General features: G+C 70.0%; 26 protein-coding genes. 16 read left to right on the top strand and 10 right to left on the bottom strand.

Annotated elements, in window-relative coordinates; genetic code table 11:
* Nucleotides 1-11 precede the first annotated feature (11 nt).
* The 5 genes from mtrB to secA all read left to right on the top strand — a co-directional run bounded on the left by mtrB (nucleotide 12) and on the right by secA (nucleotide 8446).
* On the top strand, nucleotides 12-1691 hold the full coding sequence (gene mtrB / locus L3Q67_RS16450; RefSeq protein WP_499191555.1) for a sensor histidine kinase family protein: 1680 nt from the start codon (nucleotides 12-14) through the stop codon (nucleotides 1689-1691).
* Nucleotides 1688-3433, top strand: coding sequence for an LpqB family beta-propeller domain-containing protein (locus L3Q67_RS16455; RefSeq protein WP_499190327.1), 1746 nt, complete (start codon nucleotides 1688-1690; stop codon nucleotides 3431-3433). Before mtrB ends, L3Q67_RS16455 begins: the two co-directional genes overlap by 4 nt.
* 103 nt (nucleotides 3434-3536) lie before the next feature.
* Entirely contained in the window at nucleotides 3537-4193 is a 657-nt protein-coding gene (locus L3Q67_RS16460; RefSeq protein WP_499190328.1) for a ComF family protein, read from the top strand.
* 541 nt (nucleotides 4194-4734) lie between these two features.
* Complete coding sequence (gene hpf, locus L3Q67_RS16465) at nucleotides 4735-5424, top strand: HPF/RaiA family ribosome-associated protein (protein WP_499190329.1); 690 nt, start codon at nucleotides 4735-4737, stop codon at nucleotides 5422-5424.
* 199 nt (nucleotides 5425-5623) lie between these two features.
* Complete coding sequence (secA, locus tag L3Q67_RS16470) at nucleotides 5624-8446, top strand: preprotein translocase subunit SecA (protein ID WP_499190330.1); 2823 nt, start codon at nucleotides 5624-5626, stop codon at nucleotides 8444-8446.
* 1199 nt (nucleotides 8447-9645) lie between these two features.
* Here secA and L3Q67_RS16475 read toward each other — a convergent pair.
* Nucleotides 9646-10107 carry an Rv3235 family protein gene (locus L3Q67_RS16475; protein ID WP_499190331.1) on the bottom strand — a complete coding sequence of 154 codons (462 nt, stop codon included), beginning with the start codon at nucleotides 10105-10107 and terminating at the stop codon, nucleotides 9646-9648.
* 124 nt (nucleotides 10108-10231) lie between these two features.
* Here L3Q67_RS16475 and L3Q67_RS16480 point away from each other — a divergent pair, with 124 nt between their 5' ends.
* On the top strand, nucleotides 10232-10618 hold the full coding sequence (locus tag L3Q67_RS16480; protein WP_499190332.1) for an HAD family hydrolase: 387 nt from the start codon (nucleotides 10232-10234) through the stop codon (nucleotides 10616-10618).
* Here L3Q67_RS16480 and L3Q67_RS16485 read toward each other — a convergent pair.
* On the bottom strand, nucleotides 10610-11374 hold the full coding sequence (locus L3Q67_RS16485; RefSeq protein ID WP_423584124.1) for a TrmH family RNA methyltransferase: 765 nt from the start codon (nucleotides 11372-11374) through the stop codon (nucleotides 10610-10612). The genes L3Q67_RS16480 and L3Q67_RS16485 overlap by 9 nt on opposite strands.
* Nucleotides 11375-11409: 35 nt before the next feature.
* Here L3Q67_RS16485 and L3Q67_RS16490 point away from each other — a divergent pair, with 35 nt between their 5' ends.
* The 3 genes from L3Q67_RS16490 to pruA all read left to right on the top strand — a co-directional run bounded on the left by L3Q67_RS16490 (nucleotide 11410) and on the right by pruA (nucleotide 15018).
* Nucleotides 11410-12813 carry a WS/DGAT/MGAT family O-acyltransferase gene (locus tag L3Q67_RS16490; protein WP_499190333.1) on the top strand — a complete coding sequence of 468 codons (1404 nt, stop codon included), beginning with the start codon at nucleotides 11410-11412 and terminating at the stop codon, nucleotides 12811-12813.
* Nucleotides 12810-13310 carry a DUF6912 family protein gene (locus L3Q67_RS16495; RefSeq protein ID WP_499190334.1) on the top strand — a complete coding sequence of 167 codons (501 nt, stop codon included), beginning with the start codon at nucleotides 12810-12812 and terminating at the stop codon, nucleotides 13308-13310. The genes L3Q67_RS16490 and L3Q67_RS16495 overlap by 4 nt, the downstream gene beginning before the upstream one ends.
* Before the next feature lie 79 nt (nucleotides 13311-13389).
* Nucleotides 13390-15018: an L-glutamate gamma-semialdehyde dehydrogenase gene (gene pruA, locus L3Q67_RS16500; protein ID WP_499190335.1), complete on the top strand. Its 1629-nt coding sequence runs from the start codon at nucleotides 13390-13392 to the stop codon at nucleotides 15016-15018.
* A 56-nt stretch (nucleotides 15019-15074) separates the two neighbouring features.
* On the opposite strand, the gene L3Q67_RS16505 is transcribed toward pruA, so the two are convergent.
* Nucleotides 15075-15905 carry an SCO4651 family lipoprotein gene (locus L3Q67_RS16505; protein ID WP_499190336.1) on the bottom strand — a complete coding sequence of 277 codons (831 nt, stop codon included), beginning with the start codon at nucleotides 15903-15905 and terminating at the stop codon, nucleotides 15075-15077.
* Between the two features lie 105 nt (nucleotides 15906-16010).
* A complete protein-coding gene (gene rsgA / locus L3Q67_RS16510) occupies nucleotides 16011-17015 on the bottom strand; it encodes a ribosome small subunit-dependent GTPase A (protein WP_499190337.1) in 1005 nt (334 codons plus the stop codon).
* 146 nt (nucleotides 17016-17161) lie between these two features.
* Between rsgA and L3Q67_RS16515 the strand changes: the two genes are divergently transcribed.
* Entirely contained in the window at nucleotides 17162-17932 is a 771-nt protein-coding gene (locus tag L3Q67_RS16515) for an SOS response-associated peptidase (protein WP_499190338.1), read from the top strand.
* Nucleotides 17929-18540 (top strand): alpha/beta hydrolase family protein, encoded by a 612-nt coding sequence (locus L3Q67_RS16520; protein WP_499190339.1) that lies wholly within the window; start codon nucleotides 17929-17931, stop codon nucleotides 18538-18540. Before L3Q67_RS16515 ends, L3Q67_RS16520 begins: the two co-directional genes overlap by 4 nt.
* 322 nt (nucleotides 18541-18862) lie before the next feature.
* On the opposite strand, the gene ybaK is transcribed toward L3Q67_RS16520, so the two are convergent.
* Nucleotides 18863-19342: an aminoacyl-tRNA deacylase gene (gene ybaK / locus L3Q67_RS16525; RefSeq protein ID WP_499190340.1), complete on the bottom strand. Its 480-nt coding sequence runs from the start codon at nucleotides 19340-19342 to the stop codon at nucleotides 18863-18865.
* Nucleotides 19343-19527: 185 nt separating this feature from the next.
* Here ybaK and L3Q67_RS16530 point away from each other — a divergent pair, with 185 nt between their 5' ends.
* Together L3Q67_RS16530 and rsrA are read left to right on the top strand one after the other, a co-directional pair.
* Nucleotides 19528-20166 carry a sigma-70 family RNA polymerase sigma factor gene (locus L3Q67_RS16530; RefSeq protein WP_499190341.1) on the top strand — a complete coding sequence of 213 codons (639 nt, stop codon included), beginning with the start codon at nucleotides 19528-19530 and terminating at the stop codon, nucleotides 20164-20166.
* Complete coding sequence (rsrA, locus tag L3Q67_RS16535) at nucleotides 20163-20486, top strand: anti-sigma factor RshA (protein ID WP_499190342.1); 324 nt, start codon at nucleotides 20163-20165, stop codon at nucleotides 20484-20486. The genes L3Q67_RS16530 and rsrA overlap by 4 nt, the downstream gene beginning before the upstream one ends.
* A gap of 63 nt (nucleotides 20487-20549) precedes the next feature.
* Here rsrA and L3Q67_RS16540 read toward each other — a convergent pair whose 3' ends face one another.
* Complete coding sequence (locus L3Q67_RS16540) at nucleotides 20550-20624, bottom strand: 50S ribosomal protein bL37 (RefSeq protein WP_098515123.1); 75 nt, start codon at nucleotides 20622-20624, stop codon at nucleotides 20550-20552.
* Nucleotides 20625-20765: 141 nt separating this feature from the next.
* On the opposite strand from L3Q67_RS16540, the gene L3Q67_RS16545 reads away from it, so the two are divergent.
* Together L3Q67_RS16545 and L3Q67_RS16550 are read left to right on the top strand one after the other, a co-directional pair.
* Nucleotides 20766-20981: an acetyl-CoA carboxylase biotin carboxyl carrier protein subunit gene (locus L3Q67_RS16545; RefSeq protein ID WP_499190343.1), complete on the top strand. Its 216-nt coding sequence runs from the start codon at nucleotides 20766-20768 to the stop codon at nucleotides 20979-20981.
* 4 nt (nucleotides 20982-20985) lie between these two features.
* Nucleotides 20986-22500, top strand: a complete 1515-nt coding sequence (locus tag L3Q67_RS16550) for a sensor histidine kinase (protein ID WP_499190344.1) — start codon at nucleotides 20986-20988, stop codon at nucleotides 22498-22500.
* Between the two features lie 176 nt (nucleotides 22501-22676).
* On the opposite strand, the gene L3Q67_RS16555 is transcribed toward L3Q67_RS16550, so the two are convergent.
* Both L3Q67_RS16555 and L3Q67_RS16560 read right to left on the bottom strand, forming a co-directional pair.
* Complete coding sequence (locus L3Q67_RS16555; protein ID WP_209670635.1) at nucleotides 22677-22931, bottom strand: WhiB family transcriptional regulator; 255 nt, start codon at nucleotides 22929-22931, stop codon at nucleotides 22677-22679.
* Nucleotides 22932-23223: 292 nt separating this feature from the next.
* Nucleotides 23224-24150: a diacylglycerol/lipid kinase family protein gene (locus tag L3Q67_RS16560; RefSeq protein ID WP_499190345.1), complete on the bottom strand. Its 927-nt coding sequence runs from the start codon at nucleotides 24148-24150 to the stop codon at nucleotides 23224-23226.
* 278 nt (nucleotides 24151-24428) lie between these two features.
* Here L3Q67_RS16560 and L3Q67_RS16565 point away from each other — a divergent pair, with 278 nt between their 5' ends.
* Entirely contained in the window at nucleotides 24429-24896 is a 468-nt protein-coding gene (locus tag L3Q67_RS16565) for a hypothetical protein (protein ID WP_499190346.1), read from the top strand.
* Here L3Q67_RS16565 and L3Q67_RS16570 read toward each other — a convergent pair.
* Both L3Q67_RS16570 and L3Q67_RS16575 read right to left on the bottom strand, forming a co-directional pair.
* A complete protein-coding gene (locus L3Q67_RS16570; RefSeq protein ID WP_499190347.1) occupies nucleotides 24893-25375 on the bottom strand; it encodes a GNAT family N-acetyltransferase in 483 nt (160 codons plus the stop codon). The genes L3Q67_RS16565 and L3Q67_RS16570 overlap by 4 nt on opposite strands.
* An 11-nt stretch (nucleotides 25376-25386) precedes the next feature.
* A complete protein-coding gene (locus tag L3Q67_RS16575) occupies nucleotides 25387-25971 on the bottom strand; it encodes a histidine phosphatase family protein (protein ID WP_499190348.1) in 585 nt (194 codons plus the stop codon).
* Nucleotides 25972-25985 lie beyond the last annotated feature (14 nt).

A 25985-nucleotide genomic window follows, 5' to 3' on the forward strand; every position in this document is an offset into this window, starting at 1 on the left:
GGCGCGGGACCATGACCACGGGCCGCCGCGTGGCCGCCTTCCTCCGCCGCCGATCCATCGACTTCGGCGAGCTGTGGCGCCAGTCCCTGCAGTTCCGGGTCACCATCTCCACCCTGGCGCTGTCGTCGGCGGTGGTGTTCGTGCTGGGCATGGTGCTGCAGAACCAGATCACCGACCGGCTGATCGAGACCAAGAAGGCCGCCGCGATCGCGCAGACCAGGGCCATCCTGGACGACGCGGAGAGCGAGCTGTCGGGCATCGACGCGGCACCCGACGAGCTGAGGTCGCGGCTGGGGAACGCGCTCAAGAAGCTCGCCAGCGCGCCCGGCGGGCAGGACCCGACCAGCGCCAGCGCCGGGGCCTTCGAACCGGTGCTGGCCAGCGCGGACCCGAGCAAGTCCAGCGAGGCCACCGTGTTCGCGGGCCCGTTCGAGAAGGTCACCCCGCGGTTGCGGCAGTTCGTCGAGGGCGAGCAGTTCTCCGAGCAGATCCACACCGCGGGTGTCGAAAGCGCCCGCACCACCTACCTGATGATCGGCGCCCCGATCACCGGCGCGCCGCGCCCGCTGCAGTTGTACCTGCTGTTCCCGCTGACCGCCGAGCAGAACACCGTCTCGACCGTGCAGAACACCCTGATGGTCGGTGGCCTGGTGCTGCTGTTCCTGCTGGTGCTGATCACCAACCTGGTCACCCGCCAGGTGGTGCACCCGGTGCGCCGGGCCGCGGCGGCCGCGGAGAGGTTCGCCGAAGGTGAGCTGGACCAGCGGCTCGGGGTGCTCGGCGAGGACGATCTGGCCAAGCTCGCCGAGTCGTACAACGAGATGGCCGCGAGCATCCAGCGGCAGATCCGGCAGCTGGAGGAGTTCGGCCAGTTGCAGCGCCGGTTCACTTCGGACGTCTCCCACGAGCTGCGCACCCCGCTGACCACCGTGCGCATGGCCGCCGACGTGCTGCACGCCTCGCGCGAGCAGTTCCCGCCGGGTTTGGCGCGGTCCACCGAGCTGCTGGTCGACGAGCTGGACCGGTTCGAAGCGCTGCTCGGCGACCTGCTGGAGATCAGCAGGCTGGACGCCGGCGTGGAGGAGCTGTCCGCCGAGCTGATCGACGCGCGGCCGATCGTGCTGCGGGTGGTCGAGCAGGTGCGGGTGATCGCCGGTGACGCGAACAGCGAGCTGGAGGTCGACCTGCCCGAGACCCCGGTCGAGGCCGAGCTGGACTCCCGCCGGGTCGAACGCATCCTGCGGAACCTGCTGGCCAACGCGGTGGACCACAGCGAAGGGCAGCCGGTGCGCGTGCGCCTGGCCGCCAACGAGCACGCGCTGGCGGTCACCGTGCAGGACTTCGGCGTCGGCCTGCGGACCGGCGAGGCGGGGCTGGTGTTCAACCGGTTCTGGCGCGCCGACCCCTCGCGCAACCGCCGCACCGGCGGCACCGGCCTCGGCCTGGCGATCAGCCACGAGGACGCGAAGCTGCACGGCGGTGAGCTGGAGGCGTGGGGCGAACCGGACCGCGGTGCCTGCTTCCGGCTCACGCTGCCGCTGCGCCAGGGTGAGAAGTGGGAGAGTAGTCCGCTGGACCTGCCGCCCGACGTGCCGCCGGGCGGGTTCATCGGCATCGAACCCGACGAGCCGGCCGGTGAGGTGTCCGTGACGCCGGATCTGGTCGCCGCCGAACGCGAGGAGGCCAGGTGAGGAACCGTCTGCGGGCGGCGGGCGCGTTGCTGGCCTGCCTGCTCCTGCTGGTGGTCGGCGGGTGCGCCACGGTGCCGGAGGAGTCGCAGGCCCGGGTCATCTCGTCGGGCGGCATGGCGACGCCCGCGCCGCCGAACCCCGAGCCGGACAAGGATCTCGACGCGCTCGGCGTGGTCCGCGAGTTCGTCTCGGCGAGCGCGCAGCCGAACAACGACCACAACCGCGCCCGCCTCTTCCTCGACCCGCCGTCCCGGTCGACCTGGCGGCCGGACCGCGGGCTGACCGTGATGGAGGAGAAGTTCGACACGGTCTACTCGCCGAACCAGCCCGAGGACCCGAACCGCCGCGTCGTGCTGCTGCGCGGCACCAACGTGGGCAAACTCGGCCCGGACAGCGCGTTCATCCCGCTGAGGGACAGCTTCGAGCGCCCGGTGCACCTGGCCAGGCAGCCGGACGGCCAGTGGCGGATCGTCTCGCCGGCCAACGACATCGTGATCACCGAGCCCGACTTCACCCGCAACTACTTCCGGGTGCCGGTGTACTTCTTCGCCACCGACCGCAACTCGCTGGTGCCGGACCTGCGGTACGTGGTGCAGAAACCGCAGTCGGGGCTGCCGGGCCGGGTGATCGACCTGCTGCTGGCCGGGCCGTCGGACTTCCTCGACGGCGCGGTGAACAACCCGCTGGGGCAGGCGTCGATCGACCAGAACGTGTCCAACGCGGCGGACGGCGCGGTGGTGGTGCCGCTGACCGGGGTCTCCGAGCAGAGTGACGAACAGAAACGCCTGATCGTGGCGCAGGTGGTGCTTTCGCTGCAGAGCGTGACCAGCAGCCGGATCAGACTGCTCTCGGACGGGGCGCCGCTGGTGCCCGGCCGCGAGGAGTGGCGAGCCAGTGATCTGCCGTCGTACGAGACGAGTTCGTCCCCGGCGTCCGACCTGCCCGGCCTGATGATCTCGGGTGGTCGCGTGCGCTCGCTCAGCGACGGCGCGCCGGTGCCCGGACCCGCGGGCTCGCGGGCCTACGACGTGGTCACCGCGGCGCAGTCGGTCGACGGCAAGCAACTGGCGGTGATCGAACGCCAGGACGGGCGGTTGTGGCTGCGGGTCGGCGAGTTCGGCAGCGAGCTGGCCAGGACCGAGCTGAACGGGGACAGACTCAGCCGGCCGACCTGGCGGCCCGCGCTGACGGGCACCGGGGAGGGCGGTGAGCTGTGGACGGTGGTCGACGGCTCGCAGGTGGTGCGCGTGCTGCGGACCGCGCAGGGCACCTGGGCCAGCCAGGTGGTCAACGCGGACTCGGTGCGCTCGGTGGGCCCGGACATCTCCGCCATCCGCCTCTCCCGGGACGGCACCCGCGCCGCGATGGTGGTCACCGGGCGACTGGTGGTGGTTTCCGTCGTGCGCACCGCCGACTCGGTGAGCCTGCGCTCGCCACGCGTGCTCCAGGAGACGCGGCTGTCGGACGTGACGGACGTGGACTGGGCGAACCAGGACAGCCTGGTCGCGATCACCGGCTCGACCGCACTCCCGGTCGTCCGCGTCCCGGTCGACGGCCTGCGGCTGGACCAGTTCAACCTGTCGAACCTGACCCCGCCGCTGCACGCGATCACCGCCGCCCCGTCCCGCCCGGTCGTGGTCGCCGACCGCGAGGGCCTCTGGACCGCTTCAGAAGTCGGCGAGGTGTGGACCCCGCACGACCACAGCCTCCCGCTGGACACCATCCCCTTCTACCCAGGCTGACACCGGTCCGCCTCACCCCGGCCCGACCGGCCCCGCCACCTCGAACTGCAAGTTCTTACCACTCGATCCGAGACTGTCGGCCCCCGTCGGCAGGCTCTCGGGCATGACCAACCTCATCGACCTCGTCCTCCCGTCCGTCTGCGCCGGCTGCGGCGCGCTCGGGTCCGCCTGCTGCGCCACCTGCGTCCGCGCCTGGGGCGCGCCCGCGCTCGTACCGCTCCCCGAACTCGCCGTGTTCACGCTCGCGGCCTACGCGGGCGTCGCCCGGCGCCTGGTGCTCGCCTACAAGGAACGCGGCCGTCGCGACCTCGCGCCGGTGCTCGGCGAGCTGCTCGCGAAGGCCGTACCGTACTTACCAGGAGCGAGGCCGGCGCCCGACGGCCTGTGGTGGCTCGTGCCCGTGCCCTCGCGCCGGATCGCCTCGCGCATCCGAGGCGGTCCGCACATGCTGAGACTGGCGCGCGCCTGTGCCCGCCGGCTGGCCGAACACGGTCACCCGGCCGCCGTCGCGCCGGGTCTCGTGCTGGACTCGGGAGCCAAGGACGCCGCCGGGCTGGCGCGGCACCAGCGCGCGGCCAACCTCGCCGGCCGGATCGCCCCCGAACGGGCCGGGCTACCTCCGCCCGGCACCCCGGTGCTGCTGCTCGACGACGTGCTGACCACCGGGTCCACGGCGTCGGAGTGCGCCCGCGTCCTCCGCGCGAGCGGCTACCCGGTTACCGCCGGGTTAACGCTCACCAACGCTCACTCATCCGAGTGAAGCTGCGCCGGGAACAATTCGGCACACCTCGCCCGTTGTCGGGATATGACGCGGTCAGCGAGTCAAGCACCCTCGGCGGCACATCCTGCCGCAGTGGTGGCTGTTCTCCTTGCCGCTGTCACCGTCGCGAATTCCGAGCCCCTTTCACTGAGCCTTTGGCGTGAAAGGCAGTACCGCGCAATGCTCCGAACGGGTCGGAAACTGGCGAGTAACCGGCGTAGTCCATTGCTCGCAGTGACGGCTTCTCACGGCTTGACATCCCCCGGCTCGGGGGCTGTTGCTCCGGGCCAGAGCGGGCTAACGTGCTCCGCTATCAGCAATCCCGGTAGGCGGGGAGGTGACAAGCCCATGTCCCTGGCGCCGGAGGCACGCTGAGCCCGCGTCCGGCCGACCGCCACGAGACGTCGTGACCGAGTCGGCGGATTCTCTCAGTGAGGCGTACTTCCGTACCGCTCCGGCGGATTCCGAATAACGCAGTCCCGATTTCACCGGCGCCGTAATGCTCACAAGCTCGCAGTCAATTCAGCGAGGGAGGTCGTGTATGGACATCGTCGTGAAGGGCCGTAACGTGGAGGTGCCCGAGCACTATCGGGCACACGTCAGCGAAAAGCTGTCGCGGCTGGAACGCTATGACAAGAAGGTCATCCGTTACGACGTGGAACTCTTCCACGAACCCAACCGCCGCCAGGCGAAGAACTGCCAGCGCGTGGAGATCACCGTGGTCGGCAAGGGCCCGGCCGTGCGGGCGGAGGCCTGCGCCGGCGACTTCTACGCCGCGCTCGACGTCGCGGTGAACAAGCTCGAGAGCCGCCTCCGCCGGTCCCACGACCGGCGCCGTGTCCACTATGGACGCCGCCGCTCCGAGTCCGTCGCCGAAGCGACGTCGGTGGCAGGCGGGATGGCCGATTCCGGCAGGCGGCCCGCCGCGAGCACCGCGGTACTGGACGCGCCCGTCCACGACGAAATGCCGCTCGACGGCGAAGCCGCCAGAGCGAACGGCATCGATGTACCCCAGCAGCGCTGGGACGACGGTGTGGCCGAACACCTCCCCGGTCGCATCGTCCGCGAGAAGCAGCACGACGCGGAACCCATGACCGTCGACCAGGCTCTCTACGAGATGGAGCTGGTCGGGCACGACTTCTACCTGTTCAACGACTCCGAAAGCGGTAGGCCGAGCGTCGTCTACCGCAGGAAGGGCTTCGACTACGGCGTGATCCAGCTCGCGAAGTGAGTTCACCGTGAGCTGAAACCCGTTCCGACCCTGACGGCCCGGCGGCCCGCACGCGCGACGCGTGCGGGCCGCCGGCCTGTCCGAGCAGCATCTTTCGTACGGCGGTGCGTGCACGAACACCGGCACGTTCCCTACGATGGTGGGTGGGCAACCCCCCGAACCCCCCGAAGTACGCATAGTCATAGTGAGGTCTCCTGAGATGGTTCTGAACCGCCTGCTCCGCGCGGGCGAGGGCAAGATGGTCAAGCGCCTGCGCAACATCGCGGACCACATCAACACCCTCGAAGACGACGTGAAGAACCTTTCGGACGCCGAGCTGCAGGCCAAGACCGGTGAGTTCCGCGAGCGGTTCGCCAACGGGGAATCCCTCGACGACCTGCTGCCGGAGGCCTTCTCGGTGGCTCGCGAGGCCGCCTGGCGGGTGATCGGCCAGCGGCCGTTCGACGTCCAGCTGATGGGCGGCGCCGCGCTGCACCTCGGCCAGGTCGCCGAGATGAAGACCGGTGAAGGCAAGACCCTGACCCAGGTGCTGCCCGCCTACCTCAACGCCATCTCCGGCGAGGGCGTGCACGTCATCACGGTCAACGACTACCTGGCCAAACGTGACGCGGAGTGGATGGGCCGCATCCACCGCTTCCTCGGTCTCGACGTCGGCGTGATCCTCTCCGACATGACCCCGGAGCAGCGCCGCGCGGCCTACAACTGCGACATCACGCACGGGACGAACAACGAGTTCGGCTTCGACTACCTGCGTGACAACATGGCGTGGGACATCAACGACTGCGTGCAGCGCGGGCACAACTTCGCCATCGTCGACGAGGTCGACTCCATCCTGATCGACGAGGCCAGAACGCCGCTGATCATCTCCGGCCCGGCCGACCAGTCCTCGCGCTGGTACATCGAGTTCGCCAGGATGTCGCCGCTGATGAAGCCGGACGTCCACTACGAGGTGGACATCCGCAAGCGCACCGTCGGTGTCACCGAGAAGGGCGTCGCCTTCATCGAGGACCAGCTCGGCATCGACAACCTCTACGAGGCCGCGAACACGCCGCTGGTCGGCTACCTGAACAACGCGCTGAAGGCCAAGGAGCTGTACAAGCGCGACAAGGACTACATCGTCCGCAACGGCGAGGTCCTCATCGTCGACGAGTTCACCGGCCGCATCCTGGCGGGCCGTCGCTACAACGAGGGCATGCACCAGGCGATCGAGGCCAAGGAAGGCGTCGAGATCAAGGCCGAGAACCAGACGCTGGCCACGATCACGCTGCAGAACTTCTTCCGCCTCTACGACAAGCTCTCCGGCATGACCGGTACCGCCGAGACCGAGGCCGCCGAGTTCCACCAGACCTACAAACTGGGTGTGGTGCCGATCCCGACGAACCGGCCGATGGTGCGTTCCGACCAGCCGGACCTCATCTACAAGACCGAGGAGGCGAAGTTCGAGGCGGTCGCCGAGGACATCGCCGAGCGGCACGTCAAGGGCCAGCCGGTGCTGGTCGGCACCACGAGCGTGGAGAAGTCCGAGCACCTGTCGAAGCTGCTGCTCAAGCTGCAGGTGCCGCACGAGGTGCTGAACGCGAAGTACCACGACCGGGAGGCGCTGATCGTGGCGCGCGCCGGGCGCAAGGGCGCGGTCACGGTGGCCACCAACATGGCCGGTCGTGGTACCGACGTCGTGCTCGGCGGCAACCCGGACATCATCGCCGACGACGTGCTGCGCCAGCGCGGTCTCGACCCGGTGGAGCACTCCGAGGAGTACGAGGCCGCGTGGCCGAAGGTGATCGAGCAGGTCAACGCCGAGGTCAAGGCGGAGGCCGAGGAGGTCCGCGAGGCGGGCGGGCTCTACGTGCTGGGCACCGAGCGGCACGAGTCCCGCCGCATCGACAACCAGCTCCGCGGCCGGTCCGGTCGTCAGGGCGACCCGGGTGAGTCCCGGTTCTACCTTTCGCTCGGTGACGAGCTCATGCGCCGGTTCAACGCGACCATGGTCGAGCGCGTGATGACCACCATGCGCCTGCCCGACGACGTGCCGATCGAGCACAAGATGGTCTCCAAGGCGATCAAGAGCGCGCAGACGCAGGTCGAGCAGCAGAACATGGAGATCCGCAAGAACGTCCTCAAGTACGACGAGGTGATGAACCAGCAGCGCCAGGTCATCTACAGCCGTCGCCGGAAGGTGCTCGAGGGCGAGGACCTGCGCGACCAGGTGATGAACATGCTCACCGAGGTGGTCACCGCCTACGTCAACGAGGCCACCGCCGAGGGTTACGCCGAGGACTGGGACCACGAAAAGCTGTGGACCGCGCTGAAGATGCTGTACCCGGTCAAGGTGCAGTGGGAGAACCTCGCCGAGGACACCGACGACCTGGACTCCGAGGCGCTGCGGGAGGCGCTGGTCGCCGACATCCGCGAGGCCTACGAGCGGCGTGAAGCGGAGATCGAGTCCACCGTCGGCGAAGGCGCGATGCGTGAGCTGGAGCGCCGGGTGATGATGTCGGTGCTGGACCGCAAGTGGCGCGAGCACCTCTACGAGATGGACTACCTCAAGGAGGGCATCGGCCTGCGGGCGGTCGCGCAGCGCGACCCGCTGATCGAGTACCAGCGCGAGGGCTTCGACATGTTCGACCGGATGGTCGACGCGCTGAAGGAGGAAGCGGTCGGGCTGCTGTTCAACCTCCAGGTCGAGCGGCAGGACCCGCCGCCCGCCCCGGAACCGGCCACCGACCTGCCGGTCCCGCTGCCCTCCGGTGGCAACGGATCCGCTCCGCGTGAGAACGGCAGGCACGCGCAGCCGGTCCCGCCGCAGCCGAAGCCCGACCCGGTCCCGGCCGCCCTGCGCGGCAAGGGCCTGGACGGCGGCGCCCAGCGAGGCCTGACCTACTCGGGCCCCGCCGAAGACGGCGGCGTCGAATCCCACGGGGACACCGCCGACACCGGCGACGACGCCGGCGGCACCCGCCGGGAACGCCGCGCCGCAGCCCGGGCCCAAGCCAAAAAAGGCAAAAAAGCCCCCCGCCGCTAACCCCCACCCACCCAGGGCCACGCACCGCCTCCCCAGCCGGTGCGTGGCCCTCCCCATACCCCCCGAGTCCCACACTCATACGCCCGAACCCCACGTTCAGGCAGCCGAACCCCACGTTCGAGCGGCCGAACCCCACGCTGGGGTGCGCGGGTCCCACACTCCCGCAGCCGAACCCCACATTCGGGCAGCCGAGTTCCACACTCAGACACCCCAACTCCACGCTCAGGCAGCTGAGTCCCACGTTCAAGTCGCCGAACGCCACCTTGGTGCGCGCGAGTTCCACACTCGTGCAGCCGAGTCGCGCACTCGGGCGGCCGACATCCACGTTCAGGCAGCTGGGTTCCGTGTTCGAGCAGCGGAACCCACGTGGGGCGAGGCCCACTCGGTTAGCCGAACTCCACGTTCAGGCAGCCGAACTCCACGTTGGGGAAGCCGAGGTCCACATTCGGGCGCTGGCGCGCTCCCGGGCCGCCCCTCCACGTTCAGGTAGCTGAACCGTGCGCTCGGGCGGCCGAGTCCTACGTTCGGGCAGCTGAGTTCCACGTTCAAGCAGCGGAACTCCACCTTGCGAGCGCGAATTCCACACTCAGGTAGCCGAAACCCACATCCAGGTAGCCGAGTTCCACACTCGGGCGGGCGAGTCCCACGTTCGGGCGCTAATCCCGCGTTCAGAAGCTGAACCCACCTTGGGGCGTGAATGCACAGTCAGGCAGCTGAGTTCCGCAACAGGCAGCCGTGTCCCACGTTCAGGCACCCGAACTCCACGTTCGGGAAGCCGAGTTCCACACTCAGACGCTCGAACGCCACGTTCGGGCAGCCGAACTGCACGTTGGGGAAGCTGAGGTCCACATTCGGGCGCTGGCGCTCCCGGGCCGCCCCTCCACGTCAGGTAGCCGAGTTCGACGTGCAGGCAGCTGAACCGCGCTCGGGCAGCCGAGTCCTACGTTCGGGCAGCCGAGTCCTACGTTCGGGCAGCCGAGTCCTACGTTCGGGCGGCTGAGTGCCACGTTCGAGCGGCCGAACTCCACGTTGAGGCGCGAACTCCACCGTGGTGCGCGCGAACTCCACGTTGGTGCGCGCGAGTTCCACACTCCTGCACTCGACTCCCGCGCTCAGGCGGCCGAACCCCACGCCCCCGGGCAAGGGCGAGCGGCGCGCCTGCCATCCAAGAACAGCAGGCGCGCCACCACCAGAAACCGTCACCCAGCGCGGTGCTTGTGCAACTGCGGCTCCCCGATCAGGTCGAACGCGACGCACCACCATCCCGAAGCTGTCGCCTCGAAGCGGGCGGCGACGGCGAAGGAGCGCACCCCGCCGTGCACCGTGCCGCAGGTTTCGATGACGCCTGCGACCGGGAAGCACGCCTGGATCGGGGTCTGCAGCGTGTACCGCCGTGCCGTTGTGGTGGTGAGCTTCGCGAAGACGTCCGGTCGCACGAACGGGCGCAGCTGCGCCCGCGGTCTGCGGCCACAGCACAGCTCCAACAGCGCGGTCACCATCCGCTCCAGCGTCCGCCGCCCCGGTACGGGTGGGCCGGGGCGGTGGCGGCCCAACGGCACCCCCGCGAAAATCGGTAGTTCCAGTTGCTGGCCGACGCCACCAGCCGGCACCGCGCGCAGGCGGTCCGCGGCTTCCAGCGTGCTCAGCGGTCGTACATCCACAGGGCCTCTCCCCAGGTCCCGGGCGGCCACGGGCGGCCACCTCCGCCCCGTAGAGCAGTGAACTCCCTGAATCCGGTCCAAGATCGCCCAACTCGGTGACACCCGGCGGCTAAGGTGACCGCCCATGCTGCGGGGACTCGTTCTGGACTACGCCGGGGTGCTCACCGACCCCGATGCCGACGCCCTCTTCCAGGCGGTGGACCTCCTGCGCGATCGCGGGATCAGAACCGCCCTGCTCTCGAACGCGCCGGGTGCCGCGGGGCCGACCAGGCGACGGCTCGATCCGTTCTTCGACGCGCTCGTCTTCTCCGGCGAGGTCGGCGTCGCGAAGCCGGACGAGCGGGTTTTCCTGCTCACCGCGGACCGCCTCGGATTGGGGGCCGGGCAGTGCGTCTTCGTCGACGACTCAGCGGGCAACGTCCGGGGCGCGGTCGCCGCGGGCATGGTCGGCGTGCACCACACCTCGGTCAACAGCACCCTGCTCGAACTGGACGCCCTCTTCTCAGCGTGACCGGCGCACCAGCTCGAAGCACAACACCGCCGCCGCCGCGGACACGTTGAGCGACTCCACCTCACCCGGCATCGGGATGGACAGCCACCCCGTCGCCAGCTCGCCGACGCCCTCGCTGACCCCGCCGGTCTCGCCACCAAGCACGAAGACCGCGCGCTCCGGCAGGGACGCCTCGAAGATCGACTCCCCGGAAGACGACCCCAGCGCGTACACCGCGTACCCGGCTTCGGTCAGCAGCGTCGCGGCCTCCTCGGCGCTGCCGCAGCGCAGCACCGGCGCCCGGAACGCGACCCCGGCCGAGGCCTTGACCACCAGCGGGTCCAGCGCGGCCACCCCGCGCCGCGGCACCACGATGCCGCCGACCCCGGCCGCCGTCGCGGTGCGCAGGATCATGCCGACGTTCGCCGGCGTGGTGATGCCGTCGAGCAACAGGAGCCGTCCCGGCGGCACCCGATCGTCCAGCGCGGCGTGCAGCGGGCGCATCCGCGGCGCCACCACGTCGGCGAGCACGCCCTGGTCCTGCTTGCCGTTGCCGGCCAGCACCTTCACCCGGTGCGCGCTGGCCCGCTGGACCGGCACGCCCGACTCCTTCGCCGCGCGCTGGATCTCCGCCGCCGCGGGACCGCGGGCGGTGTCGGCCAGTATCACCTTGTCGACATCCAGGGCCGGGTCGGCCAGGGCCTCCAGCACGGGCTTGCGCCCGTAGACGGTCAGGAACCGGTCCTTCGGGGACACCGCCGAATTCGACTCACGCACGAGAGCATTAGAGCAGGGTGTGCCAGGATCACCGCATGCACGACCGCCTGTCCGCCCTGGACGCGTCCTTCCTCTTCATGGAGGACCCGGTGACGCCGATGCACGTCGGCGGGGTCGCGGTCTTCGAACGGCCCAGCGCCGGCTTCGACTACTCCGACGTGCTCGCCCTGATCGGGCAGCGCCTCGGCTACCTGCCGCGGTACCGCCAGCGGGTGGTGACCGTGCCGGGCAACCTGGCCAGACCGGTCTGGGTGGACGACGTCGACTTCGACCTCAACTACCACGTGCGCCGCTCCGCGCTGCCCGCTCCCGGCACCGACGACCAGCTGTTCGACCTGGTCGCGCGCCTGGTCTCCCGCCCGCTGGCGCTGGAGCGCCCGCTCTGGGAGGTCTACTTCGTCGAGGGCCTGTCCGACGACCGGATCGCCCTGGTCACCAAGACGCACCAGGCGGTGGTCGACGGCGTCGGCACCATCGAACTCGGTCAGCTGATCCTGGACGAGAGCCCGGCCGAGTCCGAGGAGTTCGAGGACACCTGGACCCCGCGCCGCCAGCCGAGCCGCACGCAGCTCGTGCTCGACGCGGTCACCGAGACCGTGCAGCGACCGGGTGAACTGGTCAACACCGCCAGGGTGGCCGCGCAGGACGCGGTGGCCACGGTCGGCAAGGTCACCGAAGCCATCAGCGGGGTCGCCGCCACGTTGCGCAGCGTCGCCCGGCCCGCGCCGGAGGGGCCGCTGAACGCGCCCGTGTCCGGCGGCCGCATGTACTCCGTGGTGCGCACGCGCCTCGAGGACTTCCGCAAGATCCGCGCCGAGCACGGCGGCACGGTCAACGACGTGGTGCTCGCCGTGGTCACCGGCGCGCTGCGCGAATGGCTGCTGTCCCGCGGGGCCGCGCTCACCTCGGACTCCACCGTGCGCGCGCTGGTGCCGCTGGCGGTCAGCGACGCCGAGACCGAGTACTCCTCCGCGGGCCTGATCGGCAACGAGGTCGCGGCGTACCTGGTCGACCTGCCGGTCGGCGAGCCGAACGCGGTGCTGCGGCTCCAGCACGTCGGGCACGCGATGACCGCGCACTCGGACTCCGGCCGCTCGGTGGCCGCGCGCACGCTGCTGCGCGTCGGTGGGTTCGCTCCGGCCACCCTGCACTCGCTCGGCGCGCGGGCGGCGAACTCGTTCTCCGGGCGGTTCTTCAACCTGGTCATCACCAACTCGCCGGGACCGCAGGAGCCGCGCTACGCCGGTCCGGCGAGAATGACCGAGATGTTCCCCGTGCTGCCGCTGGCCAAGAACCAGGCACTGGCGATCGGGGTCACCTCCTACCTCGGAGGTGTCTACTTCGGACTGAACGGGGATCGCAAGGCCGTGTACGACGTGGACCTGCTCGGCGGGATGATCGAAGAGTCGTTGGAAGAACTCAAGGGAGCGGACTGGTGAGGGTCTACCTGCCTGCGACGATCGCCACACTGCGCCGCTTGGTCGAGGACGGGGAGTTCGCCCCGATCAGCGGGACCGCCTTCGCGCTCACCCCGGCGCTGCGCGAGTCCTACACCAGCGGTGACACCGAGGAACTGGAGTACGCCGCGCTGCTGGACGCGGCCAGGGCCTCGCTGCGCCTGATCGCCGCGGAGGACACCGACGAGAAGGACCCGCCGCGGCGCGTGGTGATCTCGGCCGACGTCGAGCAGGTGACCCCGCGCCCCGATCTGGACGCCGCGGTGGTGCGGGTCGCCGGTCCGGTGGAGCTGACGCAGATCGCCGCCGTGCACGTGGACACCGCCGAAGCCGAAGCCGCCGTGGTGGCCGCCGCCGCGGTGATCGACGCCGCCGACCTGGGTGACGACGACGCCGAGTTCGCCCTCGGCGAGGCCGAGGACCACGAGCTGGCCTGGTATGCCCCGCAGGAGTTGCCGTTCCTGCTCGAACTGCTCTGACCCCTGTTCCCGTGCCAGGATGGGACCGCGCCCACAAGGCGCCCACCCGGCTCGGAAACCACAGGAGGCGAAGCAAGTCATGGACGCGGTGACATCCGTTCCCCACCCGGTCAACGAACCGGTGCACACCTACGTGCCCGGCAGCGGCGAACGGGAGTCCCTGCAGCGCAGGATCGCCGAACTCGAGGGGGAGAAGCACGAGCTGCCGCAGACCATCGGCGGGCGGCGGCGCTTCGCCGGTGGTGAGGCCTTCGACGTGGTCCAGCCGCACGACCACGCGCACGTGCTCGGGGTCTCGGCGAACGCCACCAACGAGGACGTCGCCGACGCGGTGACCGCCGCCAAGGAGGCGGCACCCGGCTGGCGCGACCTGCCCTTCGACGAGCGCGCCGCGGTGTTCCTGCGCGCCGCCGACCTGATCGCCGGGCCCTACCGGGACACGCTCAACGCGGCCACCATCCTCGGCCAGTCGAAGTCGGTGCAGCAGGCGGAGATCGACGCGGCCTGCGAGCTGATCGACTTCCTGCGCTTCAACGTGCACTTCGCCCGCCGCATCCTCGCCGAGCAGCCGATCTCGGTGCCCGGCGCGTGGAACCGGATGGAGTACCGGCCGCTGGACGGTTTCGTCACCGCGATCACCCCGTTCAACTTCACCGCCATCGCGGGCAACCTGCCCAGCAGCCCGGCGCTGATGGGCAACACCGTGGTGTGGAAGCCGACGCCGACGCAGCAGCTGGCCGCGCACTACACCATGGAGGTCTTCGAGAAGGCCGGGCTGCCGCCGGGCGTGATCAACATGGTCACCGGCGACGGGCGCGCGGTCAGCGAGGTGGCACTGTCCGATCCGGACTTCGCCGGGCTGCACTTCACCGGGTCCACCGCCACCTTCAAGCTGCTGTGGCGCACCATCGCGGAGAACCTGGACGGCTACCGCGGCTATCCGCGGATCGTCGGCGAGACCGGCGGCAAGGACTTCGTGGTGGCGCACTCCTCGGCCGACCCGGACAAGCTGGTGACCGCGCTGGTGCGCGCCGCGTTCGAGTACCAGGGCCAGAAGTGTTCCGCGGCTTCGCGAGCGTATATTCCGCAGTCCCTTTGGGACGGTGGGCTGCGCGAGCGGCTGGCCGACGTGACCCGCACGGTGAAGTACGGCGACGTGAGCGACCTGTCGATGTTCGGCGGCGCGGTGATCGACGCGCGCGCCTTCGCCAAGCACCGTGAGCTTCTGTCCAGTGTGGACGGTGATCCGGAGCTGGAGGTGCTGGTCGGTGGCAACTGCGACGACCAGATCGGCTACTTCGTCGAGCCGACGGTGCTGGTCTCGGACAACCCGGCGCACCCGGTGTTCGCCACCGAGTACTTCGGGCCGATCCTCGCCGTGCACGTCTACCCGGACGCCGAGTACGCACGGATCCTCGAAGTGGTCGACCGGTCGGCGGCGTACGCGCTGACCGGCGCGGTGTTCGCCGACGACCGCGCGGCCGTGCAGCAGGCGCACCGGGCGCTGCGGTTCTCCGCGGGCAACTTCTACGTCAACGACCGGCCGACCGGCTCGATCGTCGGCCAGCAGCCGTTCGGCGGCTCGCGGGCCTCGGGCACCAACGACAAGGCGGGCTCGATGTTCAACCTGCAGCGGTGGACCAGCCCGCGCGCGATCAAGGAGACCTTCGACGCGCCGACGGACATCCGCTACCCGCACATGGGCTGAGCACGAAAAACGCCCCCGGAGCCGGGCTCCGGGGGCGTTGTCCGCGTTGCGTACTACTACTTCGGCATCGGCCCGACCTGGTCGGCCGGCGGCGCCTCGACGTCGACCGGCGAACCCCAGTCGGTGTACTTCATGGTCATCTTGGCGTTGCCACCGGGCATCTGCTGGCCGGTCTGCTCGCTCATCTTCTGCATCATCGCGGCCATGTCCATGGTCACCTGGACGGGCAGCTCGTCGGCGTTCAGCCACAGCTCCATCGGCACGACGATGCCGTCGGGCAGCTGCGCGAGGTCCGCCTCGCTGGCACCACCCATGCCACCGGCCTTCTTCAGGTCCAGGTCGACGAAGTAGTGGCTGACCGGCTGGCCGTCCAGCGTGGCAGGCTCGGCCTTGGTGATCCGGCCCGCCTTCTGGATCATCTCCAGCATCTTGCGCGGGTCGCTCTGCTCGGCCTGGTCCATCGCCTGGCCCAGTTCGGCGGCGTCGGCGCCCTCGAGCTTGACCCACGGCTTGCCGCTGGGGGACTGGCCCTCCGGCAGCTTCATGAAGATCTGGCCGTCGACCATGCGCATCTCGATGGACATGCCCATCATCTGCATGCTCATGGTCATCTTGCTGTTGGCGCCCTCGAAGGAGCCCTGCCCGGAGCCGGTGATCTTCTGGCCGAGCATGTCCATCTCGATGGTGAACTTCGCGGTCTTGGCCTGGTCGGCCCGCGCGGAGGCGGCCCGAACCAGTTCCTGCGCGTCGTTGTGCAGCGAGGAGGCCGGCTTGGTGTCGGCCTGCTGGGCCGCGGTGTTCGTGGTGGTCGGCGTGCTCTCGCTGCCACAGGCAGTGAGCGCGAGCAGCAGCGCGAAGCCACTGGCAGCGAGCGCTGTCTTGCGCATCCGGATACCTCTCAGATCTTGTGATCGTCTGGGTGGTTGTCCCCCAGTAGAGTTACAGCGTCCCAGACACGCGCAAACGGGTGTGCGGGGTTGCCAGAATTAAGGTCACGATTCGAGACCGGCGCGGGAAGCAAGCAGCCGTCTGAGTGATGCCAGGCGTTCCGGTTTGGCGTCACCCTGGGTGACCACGTCGTCCAGTACGCAGTCCGGGTCCTCCGGCGGGCCCAGGTGGCCGCAGCCGGACGGGCACTCCTCGGCGGCCGCGGTGAACTCCTCGAAGGAGTCCACGATGTCGTCCGGCGTGATGTGGGCGAGGCCGAACGAGCGGATCCCCGGCGTGTCGATCACCCAGCCGTCGCCGGGCAGGGGCAGCGCGACCGCGGCGACCGAGGTGTGCCGGCCCTTGCCGACCGCGCTGACCACGCCGGTGGCCAGCGAGGCGTCCGGGACCAGGCGGTTGACCAGCGTGGACTTGCCGACGCCGGAGTGCCCGACCAGCGCGGAGACCCGGCCTTCGACCCGGGCGCGCAACTCGTCGGGCTCCTCGTCGTGCCGGGTGACGACCGCGGGCACGGCCAGGTCGGCGTACCCGGCGAGCAGCTCGGCGGGGTCGGCGAGGTCGGCCTTGGTCAGGCAGAGCAGCGGTTCGAGGCCGCCCGCGTAGCAGGCGACGAGGCAGCGGTCGATGAAGCCGGTCCGGGGCTGCGGGTCGGCCAGCGCGGTGACGATGACCAGCTGCTCGGCGTTCGCCACGACCACGCGCTCGAACGGGTCGGTGTCGTCGGCCGTGCGGCGCAGCACGCTGGTGCGTTCGTCGACGCGGACGATCCGGGCGAGCGTGTCCGGGCGGCCGCTGACATCGCCGACCAGGCCCACCGAGTCGCCCACCACCACCGGCGTGCGGCCCAGCTCACGGGCGCGCATGGCGGTCACCGAGCGGGCCGGATCACCGTCGACCGCGCAGGTCCAGCGGCCGCGGTCGACCCCGGTGACCATCGCGGTGGAGGCGTCCGCGTGCTCGGGACGGCGCTTGCTCCGGGGGCGGGTGCCCTTGCCGGGGCGGACGCGGACGTCCGATTCATCCAGCTTGCGCCAGTCCCGCTTGCTCAATCGCCCATCCCCTTCGTCCCGGTGGCCGCTGGCTGAATGATCCCCCATCGAGCGGACACCGGTCACGCGGCGCACTCGCCAAGGCCGCCACGACCGTGGAACCATGGCTGGAGTCCGTGAAAACGCAGATCGGAGGTGGGGCCGCGATGTGTGGTCGTTACGCCGCCACGAAGAACCCGGCCAAGCTGGTGCAGGAGTTCGAAGCGGCCGATGAGACCGGGGGGCACGCCCCCTCGCCGGACCACAACGTGGCGCCGACGAAGAAGGTGCTCGCCGTGGTGCAGCGCCACCCGCGCGACGCCGATGGCCAGGTGCTCGAGGACGAGCCGTCGGTGCGGACGCTGCGGGTGATGCGCTGGGGGCTGGTGCCGTTCTGGGCGAAGGACCCGTCGGTGGGGAACCGGATGATCAACACCCGGTCCGAAACCGCGCACGAGAAGCCCGCGTTCCGCAAGGCGCTGGCGCGCAAGCGCTGCCTGCTCCCGGCCGACGGCTGGTTCGAGTGGCGCCGCAACGGCAAGGAGAAGGAACCGTTCTTCATGACCCCGCGGGACGAGTCCACGCTGGTCATGGCCGGTATCTGGGAGAGCTGGCGTGATCCGAAGGACGCCGACGCGGCGCCGCTGATCACCTGCTCGGTGCTGACCACCGACGCGGTCGGCCCGATCGCCGACATCCACCACCGGATGCCGCTGCTGCTGGCCAAGGACAACTGGGCGAACTGGCTGGACCCCGACCGCGAGGAGATCGGCGAGCTGCTGGCGCCGCCGAGCGCGGAGCTGGTGGACGCGCTGGAGCTGCGGCCGGTGTCGAGCCGGGTCAACAACGTCCGCAACAACGGCCCGGAGCTGCTCGAGCGCGCCGAGCCGGCGACCGACCTCGACGCGGGCGCGTTGTTCGACGCACCGTCGAAATGACCTCCGTCCGGATCGACACCGACCACGGCCCGGCGCGGGCCGAACTGCACTGCGCCGAGCAGGGGCGGGCGGTGCTGCTGCTCGGGCACGGCGCGGGTGGGGGATTCGGCGCGAAGGACCTGATCGTGGTGACCAGGGCGGCGCAGGCGGTGGGGGTGCACGTCGCGCTGGTCGAACAGCCGTACCGCGTGGCGGGCCGCCGCGCCCCGGCGCCCGCGCGGCAACTGGACAACGCCTGGCTGACCGTCGCCGAAGAACTCGCGGACAACCGCTTCGACGGCGAGCCGGTGGTCTTCGGGGGCCGTTCGTCGGGCGCGCGGGTCGCCTGCCGCACGGCCGCGGCGGGCCAGGCGGTGGCCGTGTTGTGCCTTGCCTTCCCGACGCACCCGCCGGGCAAGCCGGAGAAGACACGGCAACCGGAACTGGACGCGGTCGAGGTGCCGACGCTGGTTGTACAGGGTGAGCAGGACCCGTTCGGCGTCCCGGCCGCCGGACCGCACCACGAACTGGTGGTGCTCCAGGGAAACCACAGCCTGAGCGCAGATCTGGACGGCGTCGCGCGCGCCACCTCGGAATGGCTGGAACGAGTCCTGCGCCCCCTCGACTGACCCCACCGATGTGCCGACTCGGCGACCCTGGACGGGGAACTCGGCTACCCGAGTGTGGGGTTCAGCTGCCCGAACGTGGAACTCGGCTGCCTGAGTGTGGAACTCGGCTGCACGAACGTGGGACTCGCCCGGCATGCCCCCGCATCCCGGGCGAGTCCCGCACTCAGGAATGTGAGTCCCACACTCCAGCAGCCGAACCCCACACTCAGGCAGCCGGCCCGAGGTCATCGGACACGAATGTGGCTTTGGGGGCGGATTCGGCCCCCAAAGCCACATTCGTGTCCAGTGAGGCGCGGAGAAAGGGGCTCGGCAGGCTGGGTGGTTAGGCGCCGGCGATGGGGGCGACGGTGGCCTTGGTGAGGCGGATCAGGTCCCCGGGCGCCAGTTCCATTTCCAGGCCCCGCCTGCCGGCCGAGCAGTGGATCGTGTCGAACGACTCGGCTGTGGCATCGATGACCACCGGCAGTCTGCTCCGCTGTCCCAGCGGGGAGATGCCGCCGAGTACGTAGCCCGTGGCGCGCTGGGCGGCTGCCGCCTCGGCCATGCGGGCTTTCTTGCCGCCGACGGCTGCGGCGAGGGCTTTCAGGTCCAGCGAGCCGGTGACCGGGACCACGCCCACGGTCAGGGAGCCGTCCACCTCGGCCACCAGTGTCTTGAACACCCGCGCGGGATCCAAGCCGAGGATTTCCGCCGCCTCGCCGCCGTAGGACTCGTGCCGCGGATCGTGGTCGTACGAATGCAACTTGTGGGTGATCTTCTGCTTCACCAGCAGCGCCGTCGCCGGTGTGCCCTTGCCCGCCATGGGCGGCACCCTACGACGGGAATGCCCGGGCCTGCCACCGTGTTGAACCCAGCGTGTTGACCAAGGTATCCCCCCGCGAAGAGCAGCTCAGGCGACCGGCCGTGCCCAGCCGACCCGGAGTCGCCCGCGTATCCTCTGGGCAGAAGTACGCACGTCTGCCCGACGTGGATTGGGAAGGGAACGGTTTGCCGAGCACGTCAGAACCCGCCGCCTCCGAGGCGGGCACCGAGCAGGAGGACGTCCAGGCCCGGACCGAGCGGTTCGAGCGTGACGCGATGCCCCTGCTGGACCAGCTGTACTCGGCCGCGATGCGGATGACCAGGAACCCGGCCGACGCCGAGGACCTGGTGCAGGAGACCTACCTCAAGGCCTACTCGGCGTTCGCCTCCTTCAAGCAGGGCACCAACCTCAAGGCCTGGATGTACCGCATCCTGACCAACACCTACATCAACGGTTACCGGAAGCGGCAGCGCCAGCCGGTGCAGCAGCCGACCGAGGAGATCACCGACTGGCAGCTGGCCAAGGCGGAGAACCACACCTCGGCAGGCCTGCGCTCGGCCGAGGTCGAGGCCATGGACAAGCTCCCGGACGCCGACGTCAAGGCCGCGCTGCAGCGGCTGCCGGAGGACTTCCGGCTCGCCGTCTACCTCGCCGACGTCGAGGGCTTCGCTTACAAGGAAATCGCTGAAATCATGGACACCCCCATCGGTACTGTGATGTCCCGCCTCCACCGCGGCCGCGCCCAGCTGCGCGACCTGCTCGCCGACGTGGCTCGTGAACGCGGGTTCATCCGCGGGCCCAAGCAGGAGGTGGCAGGGCGATGAACCACTGCTCCGGTGAAGACGGCAAGGCCAAGGTCAACTGCGACGAGGCGCTCGCCGAGATCTACCTGCTCCTGGACCGGGAGTGCAGCCGGGAACACGAGGTCGAGCTGCGCAGGCACCTCGACGAGTGCCCGCCGTGCCTCGAGGAGTACGGGATCGACGAGCAGATCAAGCAGATCCTGGCGCGCAAGTGCGGTGGCGACCTCGCCCCGGACGAGCTGAAGAGCAGGCTGCGCGCGTCGATCCGCAAGACCGTCGAGGAGCGCTCCGGCAAGACGATCGAGCGCACCGAGGTGACGATCGAGCGCGTCACCGAATAGCCCCCGAACACCCGAAGAAGCCCCGGTCACCTGTGGTGGCCGGGGCTTTTTCCTACGCCGAGCTCAGGCGTTGGGCTTCTTGCCGTGGTTGGCGCCGTTCTTCTTGCGGTCGCGGCGCTTGCGAGCTCGCTTCGACATGGATCACTCCTCGTGGATCTCTACCCGGGCAACCCCCCTAGTGTGGCACGTGCCCTAGAACAGGGGTGTTCGGCCTGGGCGGCGACCCCGGACCTCTGGTTGGATTGGGCTCCCAGCTCGCGCGCAGGAGGGGCATCGCCGATGGCCGAGGAAATCCGGGCCGAGATCGTCGCCAACGTTCTGAAGGTGGTCGCCAACGTCGGTGACGACCTCGAGACCGGGGACACCGTGGTGCTCCTGGAGTCGATGAAGATGGAGATCCCGGTGCTCACCGAGGGCTCGGGCAGGCTTTCGCGGCTCGCCGTCGGCGAAGGGGACGTGGTGCAGGAGGGCGATCTGCTCGCCGTGCTGGAATAGCGGGGTGAGCACTCTCTCCGATCTGCTGGCCGAGAACACCGGGCTGTCCGGCGAAGCGGCCGTCCACCTGCAGTCGGTGGTGGCCGAATGGCAACTGCTGGCCGACCTGTCGTTCAGCGACTTCCTGCTCTGGGTGCCGGTGGCCGAGAGCGTCCAGCCCGACGGCGGCGACTTCGTCTGCGTCGCGCAGGCCCGGCCGACCACCGCGCCGACCGCGCACCCCGAGGACGTGGTCGGCAGCCGGTTCACCATCGACGAGCACCCGCAGCTGGACCGCGCGATGCGCGAGGTCAAGATCAGCCGCGAGGAGGACCCGCACTGGTACCGCGACCTGCCGATGCGGCGGGAAGCCATTCCGGTGACCTTCGGCAAGCAGGTGATCGCGGTGCTCAGCCGCGAGACGAACCTGGCCGCGCCGCGGGTACCGAGCCCGCTGGAGATCGCCTACCTCGGCAGCGCGGCGGACCTGTGCCAGATGATCGCCGACGGCAGCTTCCCGGCCGACGGCACGCTCACCGACGTGCACACCAGCCCGCGCGTCGGGGACGGGCTGATCCGGCTCGACCAGTCGGGCACGGTCGTCTTCGCCAGCCCCAACGGGCTGTCCGCCTACCACCGCATGGGCTACGAGTCGGACCTCGTCGGCGTGCGGCTCGCGCCGCTGACCCGCTCGCTGATCCGCGACCCGTTCGACGCGACCGAGGTCTCCCACCGCATCATCGACGCGCTCGACGGCAAGCCGGGTTCGCGCACCGAGGCGGACTCACGCCGGGGCGCGGTCGTGCTGTTCCGTGCGCTGCCGTTGCGGCCCGCCGGGCAGCCGGCCGGCGCGCTGGTGCTCGTCCGCGACGTGACCGAGGTCAAGCGGCGGGATCGCGCGCTGCTGTCGAAGGACGCCACGATCCGCGAGATCCACCATCGGGTGAAGAACAACCTGCAGACCGTGGCCGCGTTGTTGCGCCTGCAGTCGCGCCGCACGGCCAGCGAGGAGGCCAGGCTCGCGCTCGGCGAGTCGGTGCGGCGGGTGTCGTCGATCGCGATGGTGCACGAGGCGCTGTCGATGTCGGTCGACGAACGGGTCGATCTGGACCAGCTGCTCGACAACGTGCTGCCGATGGTCGGCGAGGTGGCCACCGCCGAGGGGAGCGTCACGCTTTCGCGGACCGGCACGTTCGGCATCGTGGTGGCCGAAATCGCCACCCCGCTGGTGATGGTGGTCGCCGAACTCGTGCAGAACGCGGTCGGGCACGCGTTTCCCGGCGGACGGCCGGGCAAGGTCCAGATTTCCGCCGAACGGTCGGCGCGCTGGCTGGACATCGTGATCAGCGATGACGGTCAGGGCCTGCCCGCGGGCTTTTCACTGGAGCGCGCGGACGGTCTCGGTTTGCAGATCGTGCGAACGCTGATCGAATCGGAGCTGCGCGGCTCGCTTTCGCTGCGGCCGGGCCGCGCGGAATCCGGCGGTGGCCGCCGAGGCACGGAAGCGGCGCTGCGCATCCCGCTTTCCCGCCGTCTCTGAGCGGTTTCCTCGATCAACTGCAAGCGCGAACACTTGAGGGCGGGCACCTGAAACGGTGCCCGCCCTCAAACGTGTTGGCGGAGGGACTCAATGGTCCCTGGCGGCCGTGACGCCGGCGGGTGTGGCGGGCGTCGGCCGCGGGTGGTGCTGGGAAAAACGGTGCTGCAAAACAACAATCAGGCGTTGGTGCGCGTGCTGATGTGCGCACGGCGACGCTTGAGCGCGCGTCGCTCGTCCTCGCTCATCCCGCCCCACACGCCGGCATCCTGCCCACTGGCCAAAGCCCAGGCCAAGCAGTCGGAAGCGACGGTGCAACGGTGGCACACGGCCTTCGCCGCGGATACCTGGGAGATGGCCGGACCGCTGGTCCCCACGGGGAAGAACAGCTCGGGGTCCTCGTCTCGGCAGGCCGCGTCGTGGCGCCAGTCCATTTTACTGAGCTCCTTCATGATGGCGCGGCAGTCCGCGCCACAGTCGTCATGGCGGTCGTTTTTTGGGGTGCTTGTGAATGCTTTCACGAAGACCCGTTTTCGACAAGGGTTTTCTGCGGATCGGTGAGTCACCTCACCCAGCCGGGCGACTAGCCTGACCTGCGGTTTCAGTCCGGAACTGGCCGCTGAGCGGAAGGGGAGATGCGGTGAGCGGAGGTTTCCGATCGACGAACGGCACTTGGTACTTTGCCCCGCACGATCACCCTGTCGGTGACGCCGGTCGCGGTGACCGTCACACCATCACCGTCAGCACGTCCGGCACGCTGAGAAACTCCACACTGCTCCGCTGACCCATCAGGTCACCGTCCACCTGGAAGTTTACCGGCTCTTCCGCGTCGATGCGCACTATCGCCAGGTCGTCGTGACGAAGCAAACGCTTGCCCCGGTGCTTGCTCTTCGTGCGCAGCGCCTGGCGCGCCTGGTTGAGCACGGTCGGCATGGCCATGCTCCGCAGTGCGAACAATCCCAGCCCGCTGTCGAAGGAGCACTCGGTGTTCAGGTGCACCGGCCGGTCGCCGAGGTAGGTCCACGGGTCGGTGTTGGAGACGAAGGCCGTGCGCACGGCGGCCGGTTCCGCGCCGGGCACCCGCACGGTGAGCGGCGGGCGGCCGTGCGGCGGGCGGAAGTAGCAGGCGAGCGCCATCCGGGTGTAGAGCGTCGGGCTGGCGCGCTTGCCGCGGCGCTTCTCCACCCCGGCGACCACGTCGGCGTCCCAGCCGAGCCCGGCGTTGAAGGTGAACCAGCGGCCGTCGGCCATGCCGAGCCCCACCCGGCGGCTGCGGTCGTGCTCGATGGCCTGCAGCAACTGGTAGGTGGCCTCGACCGGATCCCGCGGCAGGCCGAGCGCCCTGGCGAACACGTTCGCCGAGCCGCCGGGCACCACGCCGAGCGCCGGCACGCGGTCCGCGCGGCCCGGCATGCCGGAGTTGTCCGCCAGCAGGCCGTTGACCACCTCGTTGACCGTGCCGTCGCCGCCGTGGGCGACGACCAGCTCGATCCCGTCACGGGCCGCCGAACGCGCCACCGCGAGCGCGTGGCCGCGGTAGTCGGTTTCGACGACGTCGAGCTTCACCTCGCTGGCCAGCGCGTGCGCGAGCACGTCGCGGCCACCGGGGGAGGTCGCGGTGGCTTGCGGGTTGACGATGAGCACTGCGCGCACTCCCGCAGAGTAGGTCAGAACCGCACTGTTCCAACCCTTCAACGGGAAGCTGCGAGCCTCGTCACTCGCCGGGTGGTGGGCACTGTGCCGACTGGCCTCCCTGTCTTCACGCGCGCGGACTACGACGCTCGTCGTGACAAGTGCACCCCGGGACCGCCCGGCTCATCAGACGACACCCAGATCTTGACCCGTGCGGCGCCCGGGCGAAAACGGCCGACCGGGTGGCATAACATCGAATGTGTTCACGCACGGTCACCCGTCTCGATTGGACACCGTCAGTGCCGCTCGCCGACAAGTTCCAGCCGGCGCCCCGTGAGGTCCGCCTCGCCGGTGCGCTCACCGCGCTCCCCGGCCTGGCTTCGGTGGTGATCGCGGTGATCCTGCTGGTGAGCGCCTTCGGCGCGGAGGGTGCCAGGGCGGGCAACATCTACGCCGAGGCCGGCTACTACGCCGTGCTCGGCGCCGGAACCCTCGCCTGCGGCATCGGCCTCCTGATGGGCTACACCTGGGCCCGCTCGCCTTCGGTGGTCGTGGCGCTGATGGTGGCCGGGATCGGCTGGTACACCGCCGGGCCCTCGGGCCGCCCCGGCTACGGCGTACCGCTGATCATCGGCGGTCTCCTCGTGGTGGTGCTGCTGTTCCGCCGCCCGTCCCGCGCGTGGGTGCTGGGCATGGCCGAGGGCGAGGACGAGGGCGAGGCGTCCGAGCGCGACGCCGAACGACGGCGCCGCGGTCGCGACCTCTAGAGGCTTTCAGCCAGCTTGCGCAACGGCTCGTCGGTGAGCCGGTGCACGGTCCACTCGTCCATCGGCTCGGCGCCCAGGGCGCGGTAGAACTCCACCGCCGGGTTCCAGTCGAGCACCGACCACTCCAGCCGCGCGTAACCCCGGTTCACGCACTCCTCGGCCAGCGTGGCCAGCAGTGCCTTGCCCAGCCCGGTGCCGCGCTGCTCCGGCCGCACGTAGAGGTCCTCGAGGTAGATGCCGTGCACGCCGCGCCAGGTGGAGAAGTTGAGGAACCAGAGGGTGAAGCCGGCGATCCCGCCGTCCACCTCGGCCACGTGGCCGAAGACCGCGGGCTGCTCGCCGAACAACGCGGTGTGCAGCTGACCGGCCGTCAGGTGGCACTCGTCGGGTGCCTTTTCGAACTCGGCGAGGTCGTACACGAGGCCGACCACATCGTCCACATCGGACTCTCTGATCCGGCGGATGGTGAACTGGGGCAACGGGTTTCCTTTCACTGCGCTGGGATGTTGAGGTGGCGGAGCTGCGGCACGCCGCGTTCGTCGCCGAGTTCGGTGAGCCCGGCGGCCTCCAGCGCGAACCGCACGCCGTCGGTGGCCGCCAGGTCGAGCCAGCGCGCCACCAGCACCCGGCTGAAGTGCCCGTGCCCCACCAGGACCACCGGGCGGTCGGCCAGCAGTTCGCGGATCCGGACCAGCACGCGGTCGGCGCGGGCGGAGACCTGCTCGGCGGTCTCGCCGTTCGGTATCGGGTGCGACCAGACGGTCCAGCCCGGCACCGTCTCGCGGATCTCGTCGGTGGTGATGCCCTCGTAGTCGCCGTAGTCCCACTCGGCGAGCTCCTCGGTGACCTCCGACACGGTGAGCCCGGCGAGTTCGGCGGTCTTCAACGCGCGCTGCCGCGGGCTGGACAGCACCGCGGGCGTGCCTTCGGGCAGCCGGCCTGCCAGGGTCCGTCCTGCGGATCTGGCCTGGTCACGACCGGTGTCGGTGAGCGGCAGGTCGGACCGGCCGGTGTGCTTGCCCTGGGCCGACCACTCGGTCTGGCCGTGCCGGAGAAGGAAGAGAGGATGCTCCACAGGTTGGAATATAG

This window comes from Saccharothrix sp. AJ9571 (genome assembly GCF_021725495.1).
Taxonomy (GTDB): Bacteria; Actinomycetota; Actinomycetes; order Mycobacteriales; family Pseudonocardiaceae; genus Amycolatopsis; species Amycolatopsis magusensis.